Raw genomic sequence first — 15,822 nt, 5'->3', positions numbered from 1 at the left:
TTCGGGGCTGAAGCCCCTCCTACAGGGGGCAGGTTCGGGGCTGAAGCCCCTCCTACAGGGGGCGGGTTCGGGGCTGACGCTTGGGCGGCCGGAGGGTCGGTGATGGGCTGGTGGTTTTGGAGGAGCCAGAGCATTACGGTTTTCTGGCGGACGTAGTTGGCGCGGACGTAGGCGTAGACCAGGCCATGCCAGCCGTCCAGGAAGCCACCGCGGAACAGATAGCCGCGCCAGAACCGCCACGCCGGGGACAGCACCAGCTTCAATAGCGAGGCGCGCTTGCCGCGCGCGAATTCGTGCTCGGCCATCATCCGCGCGTACTTTTGGGTCTTGGCCAGCTGCTGTTCCAGCGAACGGTAGGGGTAATGGATCAGGTCGCCGGCCAGGGTGTGCACCGGACCGTCCACGCTGGCGGCTTCGTGGATCTCGCGCTTGCCACGCCAGCCGCCCTGGCGCCGGTTGAACAGGCGCAGCACGCGGTCGGGATAGGCGTTGCCGTGACGCAGGAAGCGGCCGAAGTAGTCGGACAGGCGCGCGAAGCGGTAGCCGGCGACATTCGCGAAACCGGTGTCGCGCGCGGCCAGGATCGAAGCCCGCAGCTCCGGGCTGACGCGCTCGTCGGCGTCCAGGCAAAGCACCCAGTCGTTCGTTGCCTGCTCGACCGCGAAGCACTTCTGGCTGCGGAAGCCGTCGAAGGTACGCACGTACACCCGCGCGCCCTTCGCTTGCGCGATGGCCACGGTGGCGTCGGTGGAGTGCGAGTCCAGCACGATGATCTCGTCGCAGAACGCCAGCGAGTCCAGGCAGTCGGCTAGGCGGCCAGCCTCGTTGAACGTGATAATGCAGGCTGAGATGCGCGGCGACGTGGCCTGGGGAAGATTGATGGCGGAATACCTGCTGTTCGCGACGGAACGCTATGCGATGCCCATTCTGGGGCCGCTGGCGAGCGCGCTGCAAGCCGCCGGGCACGGCGTCAGCAGCCTGTTCGTGGCCGGCGCCGCGGGGGCCACGCTGCCGTCGCCGGTGCGCCCGGTGGACGTGCGCGGCGCGGTGGCGCTGCGCCCGCGCGCGGTGTTCAGCGCCGCCAACAGCGTGCCCCCCTTCGTGTCCGGGGCCAAAGTGCAGCTTTTCCACGGATTCAACGTCGAAAAGCGCGCCGATCATCGCGGTCACTTCCGCGTTCGCGGCCTGTTCGACCTCTACTGCACCCAAGGGCCGCTGACGACCGCGCCGTTCGCGGCGATGGCGCGCGAGCTAGGTCATTTCGCCGTGGTCGAAACCGGCTGGCCCAAGCTCGACCCGCTGTTCCGCGGCGACGATGCCGACGCCGATGCGCTGCGCGCGCGTGCCGGCGGCCGACCGGTGGTGCTGTTCGCGTCTACCTTTACGGAGCGCTTGAGCGCGGCACCGCATCTGGCCGATGCGATCGCGGCTGAAGTCGCCCGCGGCGAGCGCTATTGGTTGCTCACCCTGCATCCGAAATGCGCTCCGGAGCTGTTCGCGCGATACCGCGCCCTGGCGGGTGACAACGCGGTGTTCATCGAAACCGAACGATTGATATCGGCCCAGCGCGCCGCCGACGTGCTGCTTGCCGACACCACCTCGGTGGTCTCGGAGTTTGCGGTGCAGCGCAAGCCGGTGGTGACCTTCCGCAACCGCGCGCCGAAGCCACACATGATCGACTTCGACCAGCCCGACCAGCTGCAAACCGTGCTTGCGCGCGCGTTCTCGCCCGAGCCCGCGCTCAGCCAGGCCATTGCCGACTACGCCGACGCCATCCACCCCCTGCGCGACGGCCGCGCCAGCGAGCGCGTGCTGGCGGCCACCGATGCACTGCTTTCCGGCGACTTGGGCGAACTGCGGCGCAAGCCGCTGTCATCGCACTATCGCAGCCTGCAGATTCGCCGCGAGCTGGGCTACTGGGGCCCGGGCGGCCGCTGAGGCGTCAGCGCGGCCGGCCCAGTTCCAGCAGGAAAATGCCGTTGCCGCCCTGGCGCAGGCCGTAGCCCAGCTGCAGCGGGCCAAGCCAGGAATCGAAACCGAAGTAGATGCTGCCGTGCAGTTCGCCTTCGGCGCCGTCCAGATCGGCGCCGCTGGCCCAGCTGCGTCCGTATTCGAGGGTGCCGCCCAGCACCGCCGGTCGGCTCAGCACGCGGCCAAGTTCGTAGGTATAGCCGCCGTAGGCCAGCGCGTAGTTGTCCACCAGGCGTTCGTTCGGGCGGTAGCCGGCGAAGCGGGTCAGGCCCCCCAGCCGGAACTGGCTCTGGATCGGGATCAGGACGCTGCTGGAAACGTGATAGCGCAGGCCGACGAAACCGGAATGCTTGCCGATCGCGCGGGCGTGGATCACGTCGAAGTTGGACTGATTGAAATCGCCATCGGCGCCGAGGCTTGCGCGCGAAGCCACCTGGCTCAGCACGGCGTAGGTGCCCGCGCGCGGCAAATAGGTGCTGTCGATGCGGTCGTAGGTGAGCGCGAACTCGGCCTCGCCCAGGTCGTAGTCGAGTCCGTCAAACAGCGGGTCGAAAACCTCGGGCTCGACGGCGCCGAAACGACGGCGCAGGCCCAGGGTCGCGGCGCCATGATTGCCGAACTCACGGCCGATCCCGATCTCGCCGCCCCAGTTGGGTGCGCGGAAGGTCGCCAGCCGTTCGCCGTCGTCGTTGAAGATCGAGAACTTCGGGTTCTCGGCGCTCAGCTGCACGAGGGAGAAATAGTTACTTTCAGCGGCCAGCGGCTGGTACCAGTCCATCAGCAGCCCCGGCTCGTCGCCAAGCTGCAGCAGGCCGCGCACTTCGCCACCGCTCTCGTTCACCGGAGCGCGAAGCACGCCAGCACGCAGGTTCACGAAGAAATCCCCGCTGAAATCGGAATACAGACTCAGGCCGGTTTCCAGGTAGTTGGGGCCATAGCTGTGCGGAACCACGCGCACCACCACACCGGTGCGACCGGCCTCCTCGACCACGTCGTAGGTGACCAGGTCCAGGGTGTCCAGGCCATAGATGCGCTGCAGGTTGCGCTGCAGGCGCTCGCTGTCGAGCGGCGCCCCGGGAGCGATGTCCAGACGCGCCAGCAAGAACGCGTCGGCGTAGCGGCTGCGATTGTCCAGCCGTACGAAATCAATCACCGGCGCCTCGCGCGAGGGTACGTCGCGGGCAGCCATCGCGCGCTCGTAAACGGCCGGATCCAGCGCCAACACCGCCAGCCGTGGCCGCAGCTCGTTGATGCTGCGTTCGCCCAGCGCTATCGCCAGCTCGATCTTGTCGAAGTCCGAGGTCGAGACCTCCGCGCCCAGCGACGGCCGCACCAGCAGGTCGCGCGGCCCCAGCGTCGCGGTCTGCAGGCTGGCACTGCCCACGGTCATGAAGCCGCTGATCTGGTCGACGATGGCGAACAGGCTGGCGCCCTCGTCGAGCTTGATCAGGGGCGTGCTCACGTCCACCGCGATCACGATGTCGGCGCCCATCGCGCGCACCACGTCCACGGGTACCTGGTTCGCCAGGCCCCCGTCCACCAGCACGCGTTCGTTGACAACCACGGGTTTGAAAATTCCGGGGATGGACATGCTCGCGCGCATCGCCAGCGCCAGGTTGCCCGAGTCGAGCACCACGGCCTGGCCCGTGTTGAGGTCGGTGGCGACGGCGCGGAACGGAATCGGCAGGGTGTCGAAGTCTTCGCGCGTGGCGACCGGCTGGGTCAGCTCTTCAAGCAGCAGCAGGGCGCGTTCGCCCGACAGCACGCCGGGGGCGATCTTCAGTCCTTCGTTGCCGATGCCGGGCTTGCCCGAGACCAGGGCGAGGTCGTCGTCGCGCTTTCGGCGGAACGAGCGCTGCGGCCGGTCCAGGCGATCAACGAACATCCGGCCCCAATCCATCGCCAGCATCCGCTTCTCAAGCTCCACGGCCGACATGCCCGAGGCATAGAGCCCGCCGACAATCGCGCCCATGCTGGTGCCCGCGATGCAGTCGACGGGAATGCGCTGGCGCTCCAGCTCTTTGATCACGCTCACGTGGGCGAAGCCACGGGCGCCGCCGCCGCCCAGCACCAAGCCGATCCGGGGCCGGGTGTCGCCCTCGGCGCGCACGCCGCAGGCCATGGTGGCGGCAGGCGCGTCTTCGGCCCGCGCCAGCGGCGCCAGGGCCATCAGCAAAACAAGACTCAGGATTCGGGACAAAGGCATGGTGGGGCTCCGGGGGACCGGGCATTGTTCCGCATCGCCCGGGCCTGGACCACCGCGAGCGTGCGGCAGCCTCAGCGAAGCTTCAGGCCGACAGCACCGCGCGAGGGTCCTGGCCGGCCGGGCAGTGGTCGAATGTGACCGGGATGCCGTGGGCCTCAAGCACGGCGGCGAACTGACGTTGGCGGGCCTGGAAGCGTTCGAAGGCCCGGACCAGGCGGTCGGCGTCAGCGCCGGTCGGTGCGAATCCGCCCTCGGCCCAGGCGTCGGCATCGAGCATGGCAATCCGCACCTCGCCGCTGGCGTAGCGGGCCAGCGGTTCGGGCGGCGCGTCCAGCCATTGCTCCCGGTCCGGCGCCAGCAGCGCCGCCTCCAGCAGCAGCCACAGCGGGCCCACGCCGGCGTGGTCGTACTGCATCGCCATCATCGCGGCCAGGTCGTTGAGCGTGAGCAGGCGGACGTGTTCGATCGTGGCCTGGAAGCCATCCTGGGCCAGCAGGGCGGTGTCGGCGCTGGCCATGCCGGTGTCCAGCAGCACCTGCTCCATGCGCTCACCCACGTCGGCAACGGCCCCCGGGTCGCCGCGAACCAGCAGCGGCAGCAGGCGCAGTGGGCCCTGGGCGTGTTCAGGCGCCGGGCGCAGCGGGATGGGCAGACCCTCGGCGCCGGTGCCGAAACCAATCACCCGGCCCCCTGCGGCCCCGGGAGCGCGGGCCACCAGGCGTTCAAGCTCGGCATGCAGTGGATAGCCCGGCCGCAGCAGCTCGACCGGGTCGAACAGGGCGGCGACCAGGCCCAGGTCGAGGGCGGCGACACCGGGCACCAGTTTGTCCAGGTCGCGGGCCACAAGAGCGGCCAGCGCCCCGGCCTCGTCGGGCGAAAGCGCGGTACGGGCGGCCGTCGTGCCGGGCGATAGTTCAACGGCGAGAGCGCCAAGGCAGCTGAGTTCAGGTTTTGACATGGGCATACGGTGGCGTCGGGTTATGATCGTGATCATACCGTTGCACCGTTACAGCAAGGAGTGAACCGATGTCGTCCCCCCGTCGTGTCGCCATCCTCGGCGGCGTCCGCATCCCCTTTTGCCGCAATAACACGGCCTACCACGACGTCGGCAACCTTGGCATGTCGATCAAAGCGCTCGGCGCCGTGGTCGAGAAGTTCAAGCTGCACGGCGAAGTGCTGGGCGAGGTCGCCATGGGCGCCGTGCTCAAGCACAGCAGCGACTGGAACCTTGGTCGTGAGGCGGCGCTGAGTTCCGGCCTGTCGCCGGCGACGCCGGGCATCACCATGCAGCGCGCCTGCGGCACCTCGCTCGACACCCTGATCCACGTGGCCAACAAGATCGCCGTTGGCCAGATCGACGCCGGCATCGGTGGCGGTTCCGACACCACCTCGGACGTACCGATCGCGGTCAACAAGCGCCTGCGCCGGCGCCTGCTCGACGCCAACATGGCGCGCAGCTTCGGTGCCCGGCTCAAGGCGTTCTCGGGCTTCCGGTTCAAGGAGTTCAAGCCCGAGTTCCCGGGCGTCGGCGAGCCGCGTACCGGCAAGTCGATGGGCGAGCACTGCGAAATGATGGCCAAGGAGTGGAAGATACCGCGCGAAGCCCAGGACCAGTTGGCCTTCGAATCCCATACCAAGGCGGCGATGGCCTATGACCGCGGCTTCTTCGCCGACCTGGTTACGCCCTTCCGGGGCGTTGAGCGCGACAACATCCTGCGCCCCGACACCACGATCGAAAAGCTCGCCACGCTCAAGCCCGCCTTCGACCGCAGCTCCGGCAACGGCACGCTGACCGCCGGCAACTCAACACCGCTGACCGACGGCGCGTCCGCCGCGCTGTTGGCGTCGGAAGACTGGGCGCGCGAGCGTGGCCTGGAAGTGCAGGCCTACCTGCGCGACGCCCAGGTGGCCGCGGTCGACTTCGTGCATGGCGAAGGCCTGCTGATGGCGCCGTGCTGGGCCGTGGCCCAGTTGCTCAAGCGCAATGGCCTGAGCCTGCAGGACTTCGATTTCTACGAGATCCACGAGGCCTTCGCGGCCCAGGTGCTGTGCACGCTCAAGGCCTGGGAGGACGAGACCTTCTGCCGCGAAAAGCTCGGCTGGGACGGCGCGCTGGGCAGCATCGACCGCGCCAAGCTCAATGTGGTCGGCAGCTCGCTGGCGGTGGGTCACCCCTTCGCCGCCACCGGTGCCCGCATCGTCGCCACGGCTGCCAAGCTGCTCAAGGAAAAAGGCAGCGGCCGCGTCCTGGTGTCGATCTGCACCGCCGGCGGCATGGGCGTCGCCGCCATCATCGAACGCTGAGCCCCCTGGTCGCCGCCATCATCGAACGCTGAGCCCCCTGTAGGAGGGCCTTCAGGCCCGAAGCCCTTCGCGAAAAAGCTTCGGGCCTGAAGGCCCTCCTACAGGGTTTCAGGGCGGCAGGGTTTCAGGGCGGCAGCAGGGGGATGCCGTGTTCGTTGCGCAGTTCGGCGACGGCTTCGTCGGCGATCTGTTCGCGCAGGCTGCGGCCGCTCAGCGTCAACGGGCCTTCGTCGCGGGCCACGCGCAGGGCGTTGGCATAGGCGATCATCGCGCGCGGGCTGTCGTTCTGCGCCGTCCAGGCGTGGCCCAGTAGCTCCCAGGCTTCGGCGCCGGCGCCCTGCGCCAGGGCGCGGTGCAGGAAATCTTCGGCCTTGCCCCACAGCTGCTGCACCAGGCACAGCTGGCCCAGGCTGACCAACAGGGCGGGGCTGGCGGCGTGCGCGGACAGCCAGGCTTCGGCGCGCGAGAGGCGCTTGGGGTCGCGCCCGGCCGGCAGGCGTCCGTAGATCGCCACCAAGGCTTCGCTCCACTGCGTATCCAGAGTATCGGCCAGCGCCTCCGCGCCGGTGTCCTCCAGACCCAGCTGGGCCGCGCGGATGGCGAAGGAAGCAACCACCGCCGGCGTGTGCTGCAGCCGCTGCGGCAGCGCATTCCAGCGCTGCAGCAGGCCGTCGGCCTGCGGCGATTGCGCCAGCGCGGCGGCGGTGAGCTCGATTTCCAGCGCCGTCAGACCCTCAGGCGACAGCGCCTGTTCGCGCCGCAGGGTGTTGAGCTGGGCCTGGCCTTCCTGCGCGCGGCCGGCGCCGGCCAAGGCATGCGCCTGCAGCAAGAGCCCCGCCGGCGGCAGGTTGGCGAACGGCGCCAGCGCGGCCAGAACGTCTTCGTGGCGCTGCTGGGCGGACAGGCGCACCGCCTGCTCCAGCGCCGCGGCCTGCGGGTCCTCGGCCAGCAGCGCGGCGTGATGGCGTGCGGCGGCTTCCACGTCGTCGCGACCATCGGCGGCGCGACGCGCGGCGATCAAGGCCGGCGTGCGCAGCAGGGGTTCTTCGGCGGCCTTGAGCAGCAGTGACTCGGCGCGCTGCCAGCGGCCCTGGTGCAGGGCTTCGAGCCCCGTTGCCAGCCGGCTGCGGGACAGCTGGCGCGCATGCCGGCGCCAGGCCTGCAGCGGCAGCTTCAACAGCCACACCAGCGCCCAGAGCGCGAACCAAAGCAGCGCCCAGCCAATGACGAAGTAGGCCAGCGTGGTGGTATAGGTCAGCCCGCGGAAGCGGACCACCACATCACCCATGTCCTGGGAAAACCAAGTCCAGCCCAGCGCGCCCAGGGCGGCCAGCGCCAGCCACCAGAGCAGGCTTCGGTAGAGATTCACCGCCGCGTGCCCCGACGCAGGTCGCGCAGCTGCTGCAGGCCGCTGCCGGACATCGGCAGTTCGGGCGCCAGCGCCAGTTCGCCCAAACGGTCCAGGCGTTCGCGACGTTCGCGCAGGGCGGCGTCCTCGGCGTAAAGGCGCTGCAGCCACTGGTCGATGCGCACCAGCGCGGCGCGGAAACCTTCTTCGTCGCGGCGGTCGAGGGCGATGCGCGCCAAGGCCAGCTCGAGCCCGAGCGCGGCCTCGCCGGTGGCGCGGTCGGCCGGGGAAATCAGGTCCTGGGCGCTGCTGGGCCGCACCTGCACGATCGCGTCCAGCAGGCGCTGCCAACCCGAACCGGTGCCCGAGGCCGGCGGCGCGCCCGGGGCGCGGCTGGCCAGGCGCGGCAGGCTGGTTTGCAGGGCGTCGAGCTCACCGGCGGCGATGCTGCGCGGGTCGGCCGGCAGCGCGCGCAGGGCCGCCAGCTCCTGGCCCAGGGTCTGGCGCAGGCTGATGTATTCGGGATCGGTCAGCGGCTCAAGCGTGTCGCGCGCCATCGCCGTGGCACGAATCGCACCGGGCAGATCACCGGCCACGTCCAGCCGGGCCTGGGCGAGGCTCAACAGCAATTCGGCTTCGTCCAGGCGAAGGGCCTCGCGGCCTTCCTGGGCCTGGGTGGACAGTTCGCGCAGGCTGTCTTCCAGGATCGCCGCGCGTTGGCCCACGCCCAGCACTTCGTCGCGCAGCAGGCCGGTGCGCGCGGTGGTGTCGGTCAGCCGCTGGTCCAGACCCTGCTGGGTGCGGCGCAGGGTCACCACGGCCTGTTCGGCATCGAGCAAGCGGGCGTCCAGCGCCTGTGGGCTCAGGTCCGGACCCTCCACCGGTACGGTGCGCAGGGACCGCCAGGCATACCAGCCGCCCGCGCCGAGCGCGGCCGCGACCAGCAACAGCAGCAGCCAGCCCAGGACACCGAAGGGGCGACGGGACGAAGGGGTATCGGGGCTAGGTTCGAGCACGGTGTCCACTGCCGGGGGATAACGCGGAAACTGACGCAATCCTACCGGAAGCGTCCGCCGGCGACATCGGCTGCCAGCGCCGAGAGCAGGGCGCTCGGTGCGGCGCCGTCGGCGATGACGATGGCCGCGAACATGTCTGCGGCCAGCCGCGCCGCCAGCCGCGGGCTGCTGGCCACCACCGGACGCCGACGCAGTGCCGCTCGCGCCGACTCATCGAGTCGCGACCACAGCGCATCGAAAGCTTCGCCGCTGCTCACCAGTAGCGCCGAGGATTCCGGCAGTGTCTCGATCAGGCCGGTTCGCGACGGCCTCGGAATCAGCGGCTCGCGCCGGTAGACCTCGGCCAGGTGCACCCGCGCACCGCGCTGGGCCAAGGTCTCGGCGATCAGGCCGCGGCCGCCCGGCGCAGTGACCAGGCCCACCGACTGGCCGCGCAGCGACTGCAGTTCGGGCAAGGCCAGCAGGCCTTCGGAATCGGGGCGATCGGCGGGTATGAGCACCTCGGCGATGCCGGCCTGGCGCAGCGCCGTGGCCGTGCCGCCACCCACCGCCGCCCAGGTTTGCCCGGGACGTGATGCCAGCGGACGCTGCGCGCGGGCGAAACGGACGGCGGCCGGACTGGTGAAAAGAAGCACCGGGCAGGCGAGCGCCGCATCGAGCGCGACGCCGGCATCCAGCGACAGCAACCGCAGCGTGGAAATCGGCAGCACCTTCGCACCCAGGGCTGCCGCCTCGCGCCTCACCGATGCGTGGCTGCCCGAGGGTCGCAGCGAGATGACATACCATCCATCCAGTACCGGCGCTGGTTTTGGTCTGACCATGCCCCAGCTTCGCACAGCCTCTTGGACCCGTCACCGTATGAAAACCCTGGAACAACTCGACGCTTGCTACCTCGCCATGCCGCCCGTTGCGGCCATGGGCATCCAAAGCGCCCGCTGGGACGGCCGGGTGCTGCGCCTGCGCACGCCGCTGGCCGCCAACGTCAACGACAAGGGCACGGTGTTCGGCGGCAGCATGGCTTCGATCGCGACCTTGGCGGCCTGGGGCCTGCTGACCCTGCGCCTGGGCGAAGCCGACATCCGGGCCGAGGTCTATGTCGCCGACAGCCAGCTCAAATACCTCAAGCCGCTGGTGGCCGACCTCGCTGCCGAGGCCTGGCTAGAGGAAGGTACCGATTGGGACAGCTTCCTGCGCAGCTACCGGGAGCGCGGCCGGGCCCGGGCCCAGCTGGTGGCGCGCGTGCTGGATCCCGAAGGCGCGACGGTGGCGGAATTCACCGGCCGCTTCGCGGCCCTGCGGGCGCCCTGAGCGGGGCCGGGGCCTTTGTGCATAATGGCCGCATGAACGCCCAACGCCTCTTCCGTATCGCGCTGGCCTTCGGGCTGGTTGTCCTCACTGCCTGCGCCGGCCAGACCGTGCAGCGCAGCCCGCGCGACCAGGCGCTGTATCACTACGTCAGCGCCGTCCGCTGGAGCGATTTCGACGTCGCCCAGGGCTTCATCGACCCGGCGGTGCTCGAAGCCAAGCCCCTGACCGACCTCGAGAAAGAGCGCTACAAGCAGTTCCAGGTCTCAGGCTACGAGGTCAAATCCGGCGCTGAGCCGTCTACCGATCTTTACGAGCAGGTGGTTGAGATCCGCATCGTCAACCGCCATACCCAGGTCGAGAAGGTCATCACCGACCGCCAGACCTGGCGCTGGGATGCTGAAGCCAAGCGCTGGTGGCTGATGACCGGATTGCCCGATCTGGACGCCATCCGCTAAGCCGGCTTTGCCCGCGGCCCCGGCGGCGCCCATAATGCCGCCCCTGCCGTAGGAACTGCCCGCCCGCCATGGATCGTCTGCTCGAGCTCGCCCAACAAAACCCCCTGCTGTCGATCGCCTTCGTCGGCCTTACCCTGGCGTTGGTGATCACCGAGGTCATGCGGCTGTTCCGCGGCTTCAAGGGTGTTACCCCGGCCCAGCTGACCGACCTGATCAATCGCGACAACGCCCTCGTGGTGGACCTGCGCGCCCAGCCGGAGTTCGAAAAGGGCCACATCATCGGCTCGCGCCACGTGCTGCCCAGCCAGGTGGACCCGGCCGGCAAGCTGCTGGCCAAGGCCAAGGAGTCACCGGTGGTGCTGGTTTGCAACGCCGGCGTGACCGCCACGGGCACCGCCCAGAAGCTGGTCAAGGCCGGCTTCAAGCAGGTCAACGTGCTCGATGGCGGCATCGCCGCCTGGACCACGGCAGGCTTGCCGCTGGCCAAGGGCAAGGCCTGAGCTACACGCGGCGTGCGATAATCGCCGATCTTTCCCACCGAATCACACCGGAGTTTCCGTAATGGCCGAGCAGAACAATGGCGCCGCGGGCGCCGACCAGGCGCAGTTCACCATCCAGAAGATCTACGTCAAGGACGTGTCCTTCGAGGTGCCGAATGCGCCGCAGGTGTTCAACGAACAGGGCCAGCCGAACCTCGAGCTGAACTTGAACCAGAAAGTGGGTCGCATCGGCGATGGCGTCTACGAAGTCGCGCTGGGCATCACCCTGACCTGCAAGATCGAAGACAAGACCGTCTACCTGGCCGAGATCGAGCAGGCCGGCCTGTTCGGCCTGAGCGGCTTCGACGAGCGCACCCTGGACATGATGCTGGGCACCTACTGCCCGAACGTGCTGTTCCCGTACGTGCGCCAGGCCATCAGCGAGCTGGTGACGCAGGGCGGCTTCCCGCCGTTCTACCTGCAGCCGATCAACTTCGAAGGACTGTACGCCGAAGGCCTGCGTCGTCGCGCCGAGCAGGCGCAGGCCCAGGCCGCGCAGCTGCCCGAGGGCGGCAACGCCTGATCCAGGCGCGGCGCCCATGAGCACCGCCAAGCCAGCCATCGCCGTGCTCGGGACCGGGTCCTGGGGCACGGCGCTGGCGTCGCTGATCGCGCGCAACGGCCACCCGACCGTGATCTGGGGCCGCGACGCCGCCCAGGTGGCGTCGATCAACGGCCAGCACGAGAACACCCGCTACCTGCCCGGCGTCCCGCTGCCCGAGAACCTGCGCGCCACCGGCGACCTGGCCGAGGCCGTGGCCGGCGCCGATCTGGTGCTGGTCGTCACGCCCAGCCATGCCTTTACTGAAACCCTGCAGGCGCTGGCGCCGCATCGGCGCGCACACGCGGGCGTTGCCTGGGCCACCAAGGGCTTCGAGCCCGGCTCGGGCCGCTTCCTGCACGAAGTCGCCGGCGACGTGCTCGGCCCCGACGTGCCGCTGGCCGTGGTTACCGGCCCTTCCTTCGCCAAGGAAGTGGCGCAGGGACTGCCGACGGCCGTCACGGTGCATTCGGACGACGAGGACTTCACCCGCCGCGTTGCCGAGGCGCTGCACGGCCCGACCTTCCGCGCCTACACCGGCACCGACATGCTCGGCGCCGAACTGGGCGGTGCCATGAAGAACGTGCTTGCCGTGGCCACCGGCATCGCCGACGGCATGCAGCTGGGGCTGAACGCGCGCGCCGGCCTGATCACGCGCGGGCTCAACGAAATGCTGCGCCTGAACGTCGCGCTCGGCGGCCGTGCTGAAACCCTGATGGGCCTGGCCGGCCTGGGCGACCTGGTGCTCACCAGCACTGGCGATCTTTCCCGCAACCGCCGGCTTGGCTTGGCCCTGGGCCGCGGTCAGTCCATCCAGGAAGCCGTGGCTGCAATCGGCCAGGTGGTCGAATCGGTGCAGACCGCCGACGAAGTCATCCGCCTGGCCCGGCGTCACGGTATCGAACTGCCGATCTCCGAGCTGGTGCATCGCGTGCTGCACGACGAGATCACTCCAATCGAGGGCCTGAAGATGCTGCTCTCGCGCGATCAGAAGCCCGAGTATCCCGCCGGTCTTTTCGAGTAGGGCTCGACGGTGCTGGCCGTGCTCACAGGCATGTTGTTGCTCGCCGTGGCAGTGCTGACCGCCACGCTGTTGCACCTGCTTGCTGAGTTCGCAATCGCGCGCGGCCTGCCCGCGTCCCCGCTGTGGCGGCACGCCATCCGACTTCTCCGCGCGGCCTATGTGGCTTCCCGGGAGTCCTCACCCGAAATGACGGCGCGTACGGCGGCCGGCGCTGCGGTGATTTGCAGCGGCTTGTTGGTGGGGGTTTTTGTGGCGTTTGTGTTTGTGGTGGTGTGGGGGCTGGGGTGAGTTGGGGGTTTCGGGCCTGAAGGCCCTCCTACAGGGTTTCAGGTAGGCGTGGAAAGAGAAAGGCCGCCCGGAGGCGGCCTTTCGGGTGTTGCGGTGTGGCTGGAATCAGAAGCTGGCGCGCAGGCCGACCAGGTACTGCTGGCCGCCGTCGGCGAAGGTGGCTTCACCCACCATGCCCCAGGTCTGCGAGAACTTGTACTGGGCGCCGATGGTGCCCGAGAAGTCGCCGCTGGCGTTGTCGCCGTCGTTGTAGTTGGCCTTGACCAGGCCCTCGAAGTTTTCGCTGAACGAACCACGCAGGCCGATCGAGGCGCGGTAGCCGTTGGCGCTGCCGAAGCCGTCGACGTCAATGTCGTTCCAGGCGATTTCGGAGATCAGGTCCAGGTTGTCGGACATGCTGTGGGCATAGCCCAGGCCCAGCTCGGTGTTGTCGATGTCGACGTTCACGTTGTCGACTTCGACCTGGCTGTAGCTGCCGAAGCCGTAGAAGTTCGACTCACCGAACTCGAAGGAACCGCGCACGCCGAAGCCGTCGGCTTCGCCACCGCCGTCGGCGTCGATGAAGTTGTAGCCGCCTTCGATGTAGGTGTAGCTGAGCTTGTCGTCAGCCTGGGCCGACAGCGGAAGGACGGCAATCAGGGCCAGGGCAAGGAGGGAACGCTTCATGGGGTGGATCCTTTTTATGTGGGGGCGCCCGGCGAAAGAATGCGTCGAGCTGTGGCGCAGTATGCGAATCCCAAAGTAACGGAAGATTAACGGCGCGCCGATTTCGCCCTTGCCATGCCGTCAGTCATGCCCAAGGCCACCCATGTATTCATGTTGGCGCCAGGCTTCGAACACCGCCACCGCCACGGCATTGGACAAATTCAGGCTGCGCTGGCCGGCTCGCATGGGCAACCGCAGCCGCTGTGCAGGCGGAATCGCGTCAATGACGTGGGCCGGTAGCCCGCGCGTCTCCGGACCAAACAACAGGGCATCGCCTGGCGCATAGCGAACTTGGTCGAAGCGCGCGGACGAACGCGCGCTGAACGCAAACACCCTGGGCTGGCCCAAACTGACCAGGCAGGCCTCGAGCGAGGCGTGTCGTTGAACGCTGGCGAACTCGTGATAGTCCAGGCCCGCACGCCGCAGCCTGGCGTCGTCGAAGTCGAAACCCAGCGGCTCGACCAGATGCAGCGCCGCGCCGGTGTTCGCGCAAAGGCGAATGACGTTGCCGGTGTTGGGAGGTATCTCGGGTTCGAACAGGATGACGTTGATCATCCTGGCATTATCGCGCCGCTCCGCGCCGGTGTCCGCGCGCGGCGCCGGTCAGCCCTGGACCCGGCAGGCGGAGAGCCTTTGTCCGGCGAAGGCCTGCCACTGGGCTTCGCTCGCGGCCTGGGCCGGGGCGGCGAACTCGATGCGGGCCACCAACTGCGAGTCGCCGTCGTCGGCGCGCAGGTTGCTCAGCCCTTCGAAGAACAGCAGCCGGCGGCTGTCGCGCCCGTAGGCCACGTCAATATGTGGCGCAATCCAGCCCAGCAGTCCGCCCAGCCGCAGCCGGAAGGTCTCGGCCGCTTCGCCGCCAAACTGCGCGCTGCCCTGCCGGTTCACCTTGAAGCCCAGCGACTGCAGCCGCGACGGCACGGCGAACCGCAGCGGCACCGACTGGCCCGACACCAGCGGCGTCCAGTTGTCGCGAATGAACTCATCGAAGCCGGCGTCGGCGACCAGGCCGGCGTCGTCCTTGAGGGGTGCGCTGCGCTCGGCCGCGCCCGCGCCTTCGCGCACCCACACCGATTCGATGCCGGTGAGGCGGCGCAGGCCCTCGCCGTAGCCCAGCCGCGCGTCTTCGAACGCAAACTCCGGCGCCACCGAGGAGCCCCGGTAGTCAACCCGCTTGCGTGCGAACGCGGTGCCGTTGCCGCAGCGATAGATCACCAGCCGCTCGGTCGGCTCGCCGTCCTGGCGTCGGATCAGATGCTGTTCGCGATACAGCAGGCGCTCGCTGCCGGGCTCGCGGGCGACGCCTTCTTCGAACGTGATCGATGCCAGCGCCGGCAGCGGCGCCAACAGGCAGGCAATTAGGAGCGTACGCATCACCATGGGAGGGTCTCGCCGTTGCGGTCCAGGAAAACGCCGGCCGGCAGGCCCGGATATTCTTCAATTGTCTTAAGCAAAGAGCGCACTGACTCGTCAGCCGTCAGCTCGGCGCCGTCACCACCCATGGCCGTCCGTACCCAGCCCGGGCTGGCGGTCACCACGCCGATGCCCATCGGGTTCATGGCGTGCGCCATCAGCACGCCGGCCATGTTCAGCGCGGCCTTGCTGATGTTGTAGCTGGGGGTATTGAATGTGCTGGTGCTGGCGATCGAACCCAGCTTCGAGCCGATGTTGAGCACGCGCGGCCGGTGGCCGCGGGACAGCAGCGGCGCCAGCGACTGGGCCAGCAGCAGCGGCCCGGTGACATTGGTGGCGAAAGTGCGCTCGAGCACGTCGGCCCGCAGTGCGCCGAATTGCTCGCCGCGCTCGAGCAGGCCGGCGTTGTTCACCAGCAGCTCGAGCCCATCATGCATGCCGGACAGCGCTTGCCCGAAAGCTTGGCGGCTGTCTTGATCATCCACCGTCAGCGCCAGCACCTGCAGCTCTACCGGGTACTGCTTGGCCAGCACCGCCAGCGCCTCGGCCGAGGCCGGGCGTCGGCAGGTAGCAACCACGCGCGCGCCGCGCGCCAGCAGCTGGCGCGTGAACTCCAGACCGAGGCCGCGGTTGGCGCCGGTGACGACAACGCGATGTGAAGGACTTGTGTTCATTGAAATTCCACTATGGCCTTCGGCCTAGTG

At 68.8% G+C, this 15,822-nt stretch carries 17 protein-coding genes and 1 pseudogene; 8 read left to right on the top strand and 10 right to left on the bottom strand.

The features are described from left to right. Positions 1–89: 89 nt before the first annotated feature. Positions 90–881 (bottom strand): annotated as a pseudogene (locus ACYVGY_RS08585) (glycosyltransferase family 2 protein); the annotation flags it as partial. Here ACYVGY_RS08585 and ACYVGY_RS08580 point away from each other — a divergent pair. After that, on the top strand, positions 877–1,938 hold the full coding sequence (locus ACYVGY_RS08580; RefSeq protein ID WP_460457293.1) for a CDP-glycerol glycerophosphotransferase family protein: 1,062 nt from the start codon (positions 877–879) through the stop codon (positions 1,936–1,938). The pseudogene ACYVGY_RS08585 and the gene ACYVGY_RS08580 overlap by 5 nt on opposite strands. Before the next feature lie 4 nt (positions 1,939–1,942). Here the strand turns inward: ACYVGY_RS08580 and ACYVGY_RS08575 are convergent, their stop codons facing one another. Next, positions 1,943–4,177, bottom strand: coding sequence for a patatin-like phospholipase family protein (locus ACYVGY_RS08575; RefSeq protein ID WP_460457071.1), 2,235 nt, complete (start codon positions 4,175–4,177; stop codon positions 1,943–1,945). Positions 4,178–4,259: 82 nt separating this feature from the next. Continuing rightward, positions 4,260–5,135 carry a hypothetical protein gene (locus ACYVGY_RS08570; RefSeq protein ID WP_460457070.1) on the bottom strand — a complete coding sequence of 292 codons (876 nt, stop codon included), beginning with the start codon at positions 5,133–5,135 and terminating at the stop codon, positions 4,260–4,262. 68 nt (positions 5,136–5,203) lie between these two features. Between ACYVGY_RS08570 and ACYVGY_RS08565 the strand changes: the two genes are divergently transcribed. Next, positions 5,204–6,481: an acetyl-CoA C-acetyltransferase gene (locus ACYVGY_RS08565; protein WP_460457069.1), complete on the top strand. Its 1,278-nt coding sequence runs from the start codon at positions 5,204–5,206 to the stop codon at positions 6,479–6,481. Between the two features lie 124 nt (positions 6,482–6,605). On the opposite strand, the gene ACYVGY_RS08560 is transcribed toward ACYVGY_RS08565, so the two are convergent. Genes ACYVGY_RS08560 through ACYVGY_RS08550 form a run of 3 tightly spaced genes read right to left on the bottom strand, consistent with a single transcriptional unit; the run spans position 6,606 to position 9,666 of the window. Further along, a complete protein-coding gene (locus ACYVGY_RS08560; protein ID WP_460457068.1) occupies positions 6,606–7,850 on the bottom strand; it encodes a heme biosynthesis HemY N-terminal domain-containing protein in 1,245 nt (414 codons plus the stop codon). Then, a complete protein-coding gene (locus tag ACYVGY_RS08555) occupies positions 7,847–8,845 on the bottom strand; it encodes a uroporphyrinogen-III C-methyltransferase (RefSeq protein ID WP_460457067.1) in 999 nt (332 codons plus the stop codon). The genes ACYVGY_RS08560 and ACYVGY_RS08555 overlap by 4 nt, the downstream gene beginning before the upstream one ends. A 41-nt stretch (positions 8,846–8,886) precedes the next feature. Beyond that, positions 8,887–9,666 (bottom strand): uroporphyrinogen-III synthase, encoded by a 780-nt coding sequence (locus ACYVGY_RS08550; protein WP_460457066.1) that lies wholly within the window; start codon positions 9,664–9,666, stop codon positions 8,887–8,889. A 37-nt stretch (positions 9,667–9,703) separates the two neighbouring features. Here ACYVGY_RS08550 and ACYVGY_RS08545 point away from each other — a divergent pair, with 37 nt between their 5' ends. The 6 genes from ACYVGY_RS08545 to ACYVGY_RS08520 all read left to right on the top strand — a co-directional run bounded on the left by ACYVGY_RS08545 (position 9,704) and on the right by ACYVGY_RS08520 (position 13,000). After that, positions 9,704–10,153 (top strand): YiiD C-terminal domain-containing protein, encoded by a 450-nt coding sequence (locus tag ACYVGY_RS08545; protein ID WP_460457065.1) that lies wholly within the window; start codon positions 9,704–9,706, stop codon positions 10,151–10,153. Between the two features lie 32 nt (positions 10,154–10,185). Then, positions 10,186–10,608 carry a hypothetical protein gene (locus ACYVGY_RS08540; RefSeq protein WP_460457064.1) on the top strand — a complete coding sequence of 141 codons (423 nt, stop codon included), beginning with the start codon at positions 10,186–10,188 and terminating at the stop codon, positions 10,606–10,608. 68 nt (positions 10,609–10,676) lie between these two features. Then, complete coding sequence (locus tag ACYVGY_RS08535; protein WP_460457063.1) at positions 10,677–11,108, top strand: rhodanese-like domain-containing protein; 432 nt, start codon at positions 10,677–10,679, stop codon at positions 11,106–11,108. A 61-nt stretch (positions 11,109–11,169) separates the two neighbouring features. After that, the gene (secB, locus tag ACYVGY_RS08530) at positions 11,170–11,670 is read left to right on the top strand and encodes a protein-export chaperone SecB (protein ID WP_460457062.1); all 501 of its coding nucleotides are present in this window, start codon (positions 11,170–11,172) and stop codon (positions 11,668–11,670) included. Positions 11,671–11,686: 16 nt separating this feature from the next. After that, positions 11,687–12,712, top strand: a complete 1,026-nt coding sequence (locus tag ACYVGY_RS08525) for an NAD(P)H-dependent glycerol-3-phosphate dehydrogenase (RefSeq protein ID WP_460457061.1) — start codon at positions 11,687–11,689, stop codon at positions 12,710–12,712. A 9-nt stretch (positions 12,713–12,721) separates the two neighbouring features. Then, positions 12,722–13,000 (top strand): hypothetical protein, encoded by a 279-nt coding sequence (locus ACYVGY_RS08520; RefSeq protein WP_460457060.1) that lies wholly within the window; start codon positions 12,722–12,724, stop codon positions 12,998–13,000. 105 nt (positions 13,001–13,105) lie between these two features. Here ACYVGY_RS08520 and ACYVGY_RS08515 read toward each other — a convergent pair whose 3' ends face one another. From ACYVGY_RS08515 to ACYVGY_RS08500, 4 genes are all read right to left on the bottom strand, one after another. Continuing rightward, on the bottom strand, positions 13,106–13,666 hold the full coding sequence (locus ACYVGY_RS08515; RefSeq protein ID WP_460457059.1) for an outer membrane beta-barrel protein: 561 nt from the start codon (positions 13,664–13,666) through the stop codon (positions 13,106–13,108). Positions 13,667–13,786: 120 nt separating this feature from the next. Then, a complete protein-coding gene (locus tag ACYVGY_RS08510; protein WP_460457058.1) occupies positions 13,787–14,260 on the bottom strand; it encodes a tRNA (cytidine(34)-2'-O)-methyltransferase in 474 nt (157 codons plus the stop codon). 48 nt (positions 14,261–14,308) lie between these two features. Then, entirely contained in the window at positions 14,309–15,079 is a 771-nt protein-coding gene (locus ACYVGY_RS08505) for a hypothetical protein (protein ID WP_460457057.1), read from the bottom strand. After that, positions 15,079–15,792: an SDR family oxidoreductase gene (locus tag ACYVGY_RS08500; protein WP_460457056.1), complete on the bottom strand. Its 714-nt coding sequence runs from the start codon at positions 15,790–15,792 to the stop codon at positions 15,079–15,081. Before ACYVGY_RS08500 ends, ACYVGY_RS08505 begins: the two co-directional genes overlap by 1 nt. Positions 15,793–15,822: the final 30 nt, after the last annotated feature.

The organism is Arenimonas alkanexedens (assembly GCF_054781355.1).
The sequence above is the reverse complement of the archived record's forward strand: the minus strand, read 5'-3'. Positions and strand labels throughout refer to the sequence as shown.

Coding starts and splice junctions, on each gene's coding strand:
- ACYVGY_RS08550 (WP_460457066.1), bottom strand. CDS start 9,666: ATGGTCAGACCAAAACCAGCGCCGGTACTGGATGGATGGTATGTCATC.
- ACYVGY_RS08545 (WP_460457065.1), top strand. CDS start 9,704: ATGAAAACCCTGGAACAACTCGACGCTTGCTACCTCGCCATGCCGCCC.
- ACYVGY_RS08510 (WP_460457058.1), bottom strand. CDS start 14,260: ATGATCAACGTCATCCTGTTCGAACCCGAGATACCTCCCAACACCGGC.
- ACYVGY_RS08525 (WP_460457061.1), top strand. CDS start 11,687: ATGAGCACCGCCAAGCCAGCCATCGCCGTGCTCGGGACCGGGTCCTGG.
- ACYVGY_RS08575 (WP_460457071.1), bottom strand. CDS start 4,177: ATGCCTTTGTCCCGAATCCTGAGTCTTGTTTTGCTGATGGCCCTGGCG.
- ACYVGY_RS08565 (WP_460457069.1), top strand. CDS start 5,204: ATGTCGTCCCCCCGTCGTGTCGCCATCCTCGGCGGCGTCCGCATCCCC.
- ACYVGY_RS08505 (WP_460457057.1), bottom strand. CDS start 15,079: ATGCGTACGCTCCTAATTGCCTGCCTGTTGGCGCCGCTGCCGGCGCTG.
- ACYVGY_RS08540 (WP_460457064.1), top strand. CDS start 10,186: ATGAACGCCCAACGCCTCTTCCGTATCGCGCTGGCCTTCGGGCTGGTT.
- ACYVGY_RS08570 (WP_460457070.1), bottom strand. CDS start 5,135: ATGTCAAAACCTGAACTCAGCTGCCTTGGCGCTCTCGCCGTTGAACTA.
- ACYVGY_RS08535 (WP_460457063.1), top strand. CDS start 10,677: ATGGATCGTCTGCTCGAGCTCGCCCAACAAAACCCCCTGCTGTCGATC.
- ACYVGY_RS08500 (WP_460457056.1), bottom strand. CDS start 15,792: ATGAACACAAGTCCTTCACATCGCGTTGTCGTCACCGGCGCCAACCGC.
- ACYVGY_RS08515 (WP_460457059.1), bottom strand. CDS start 13,666: ATGAAGCGTTCCCTCCTTGCCCTGGCCCTGATTGCCGTCCTTCCGCTG.
- secB (WP_460457062.1), top strand. CDS start 11,170: ATGGCCGAGCAGAACAATGGCGCCGCGGGCGCCGACCAGGCGCAGTTC.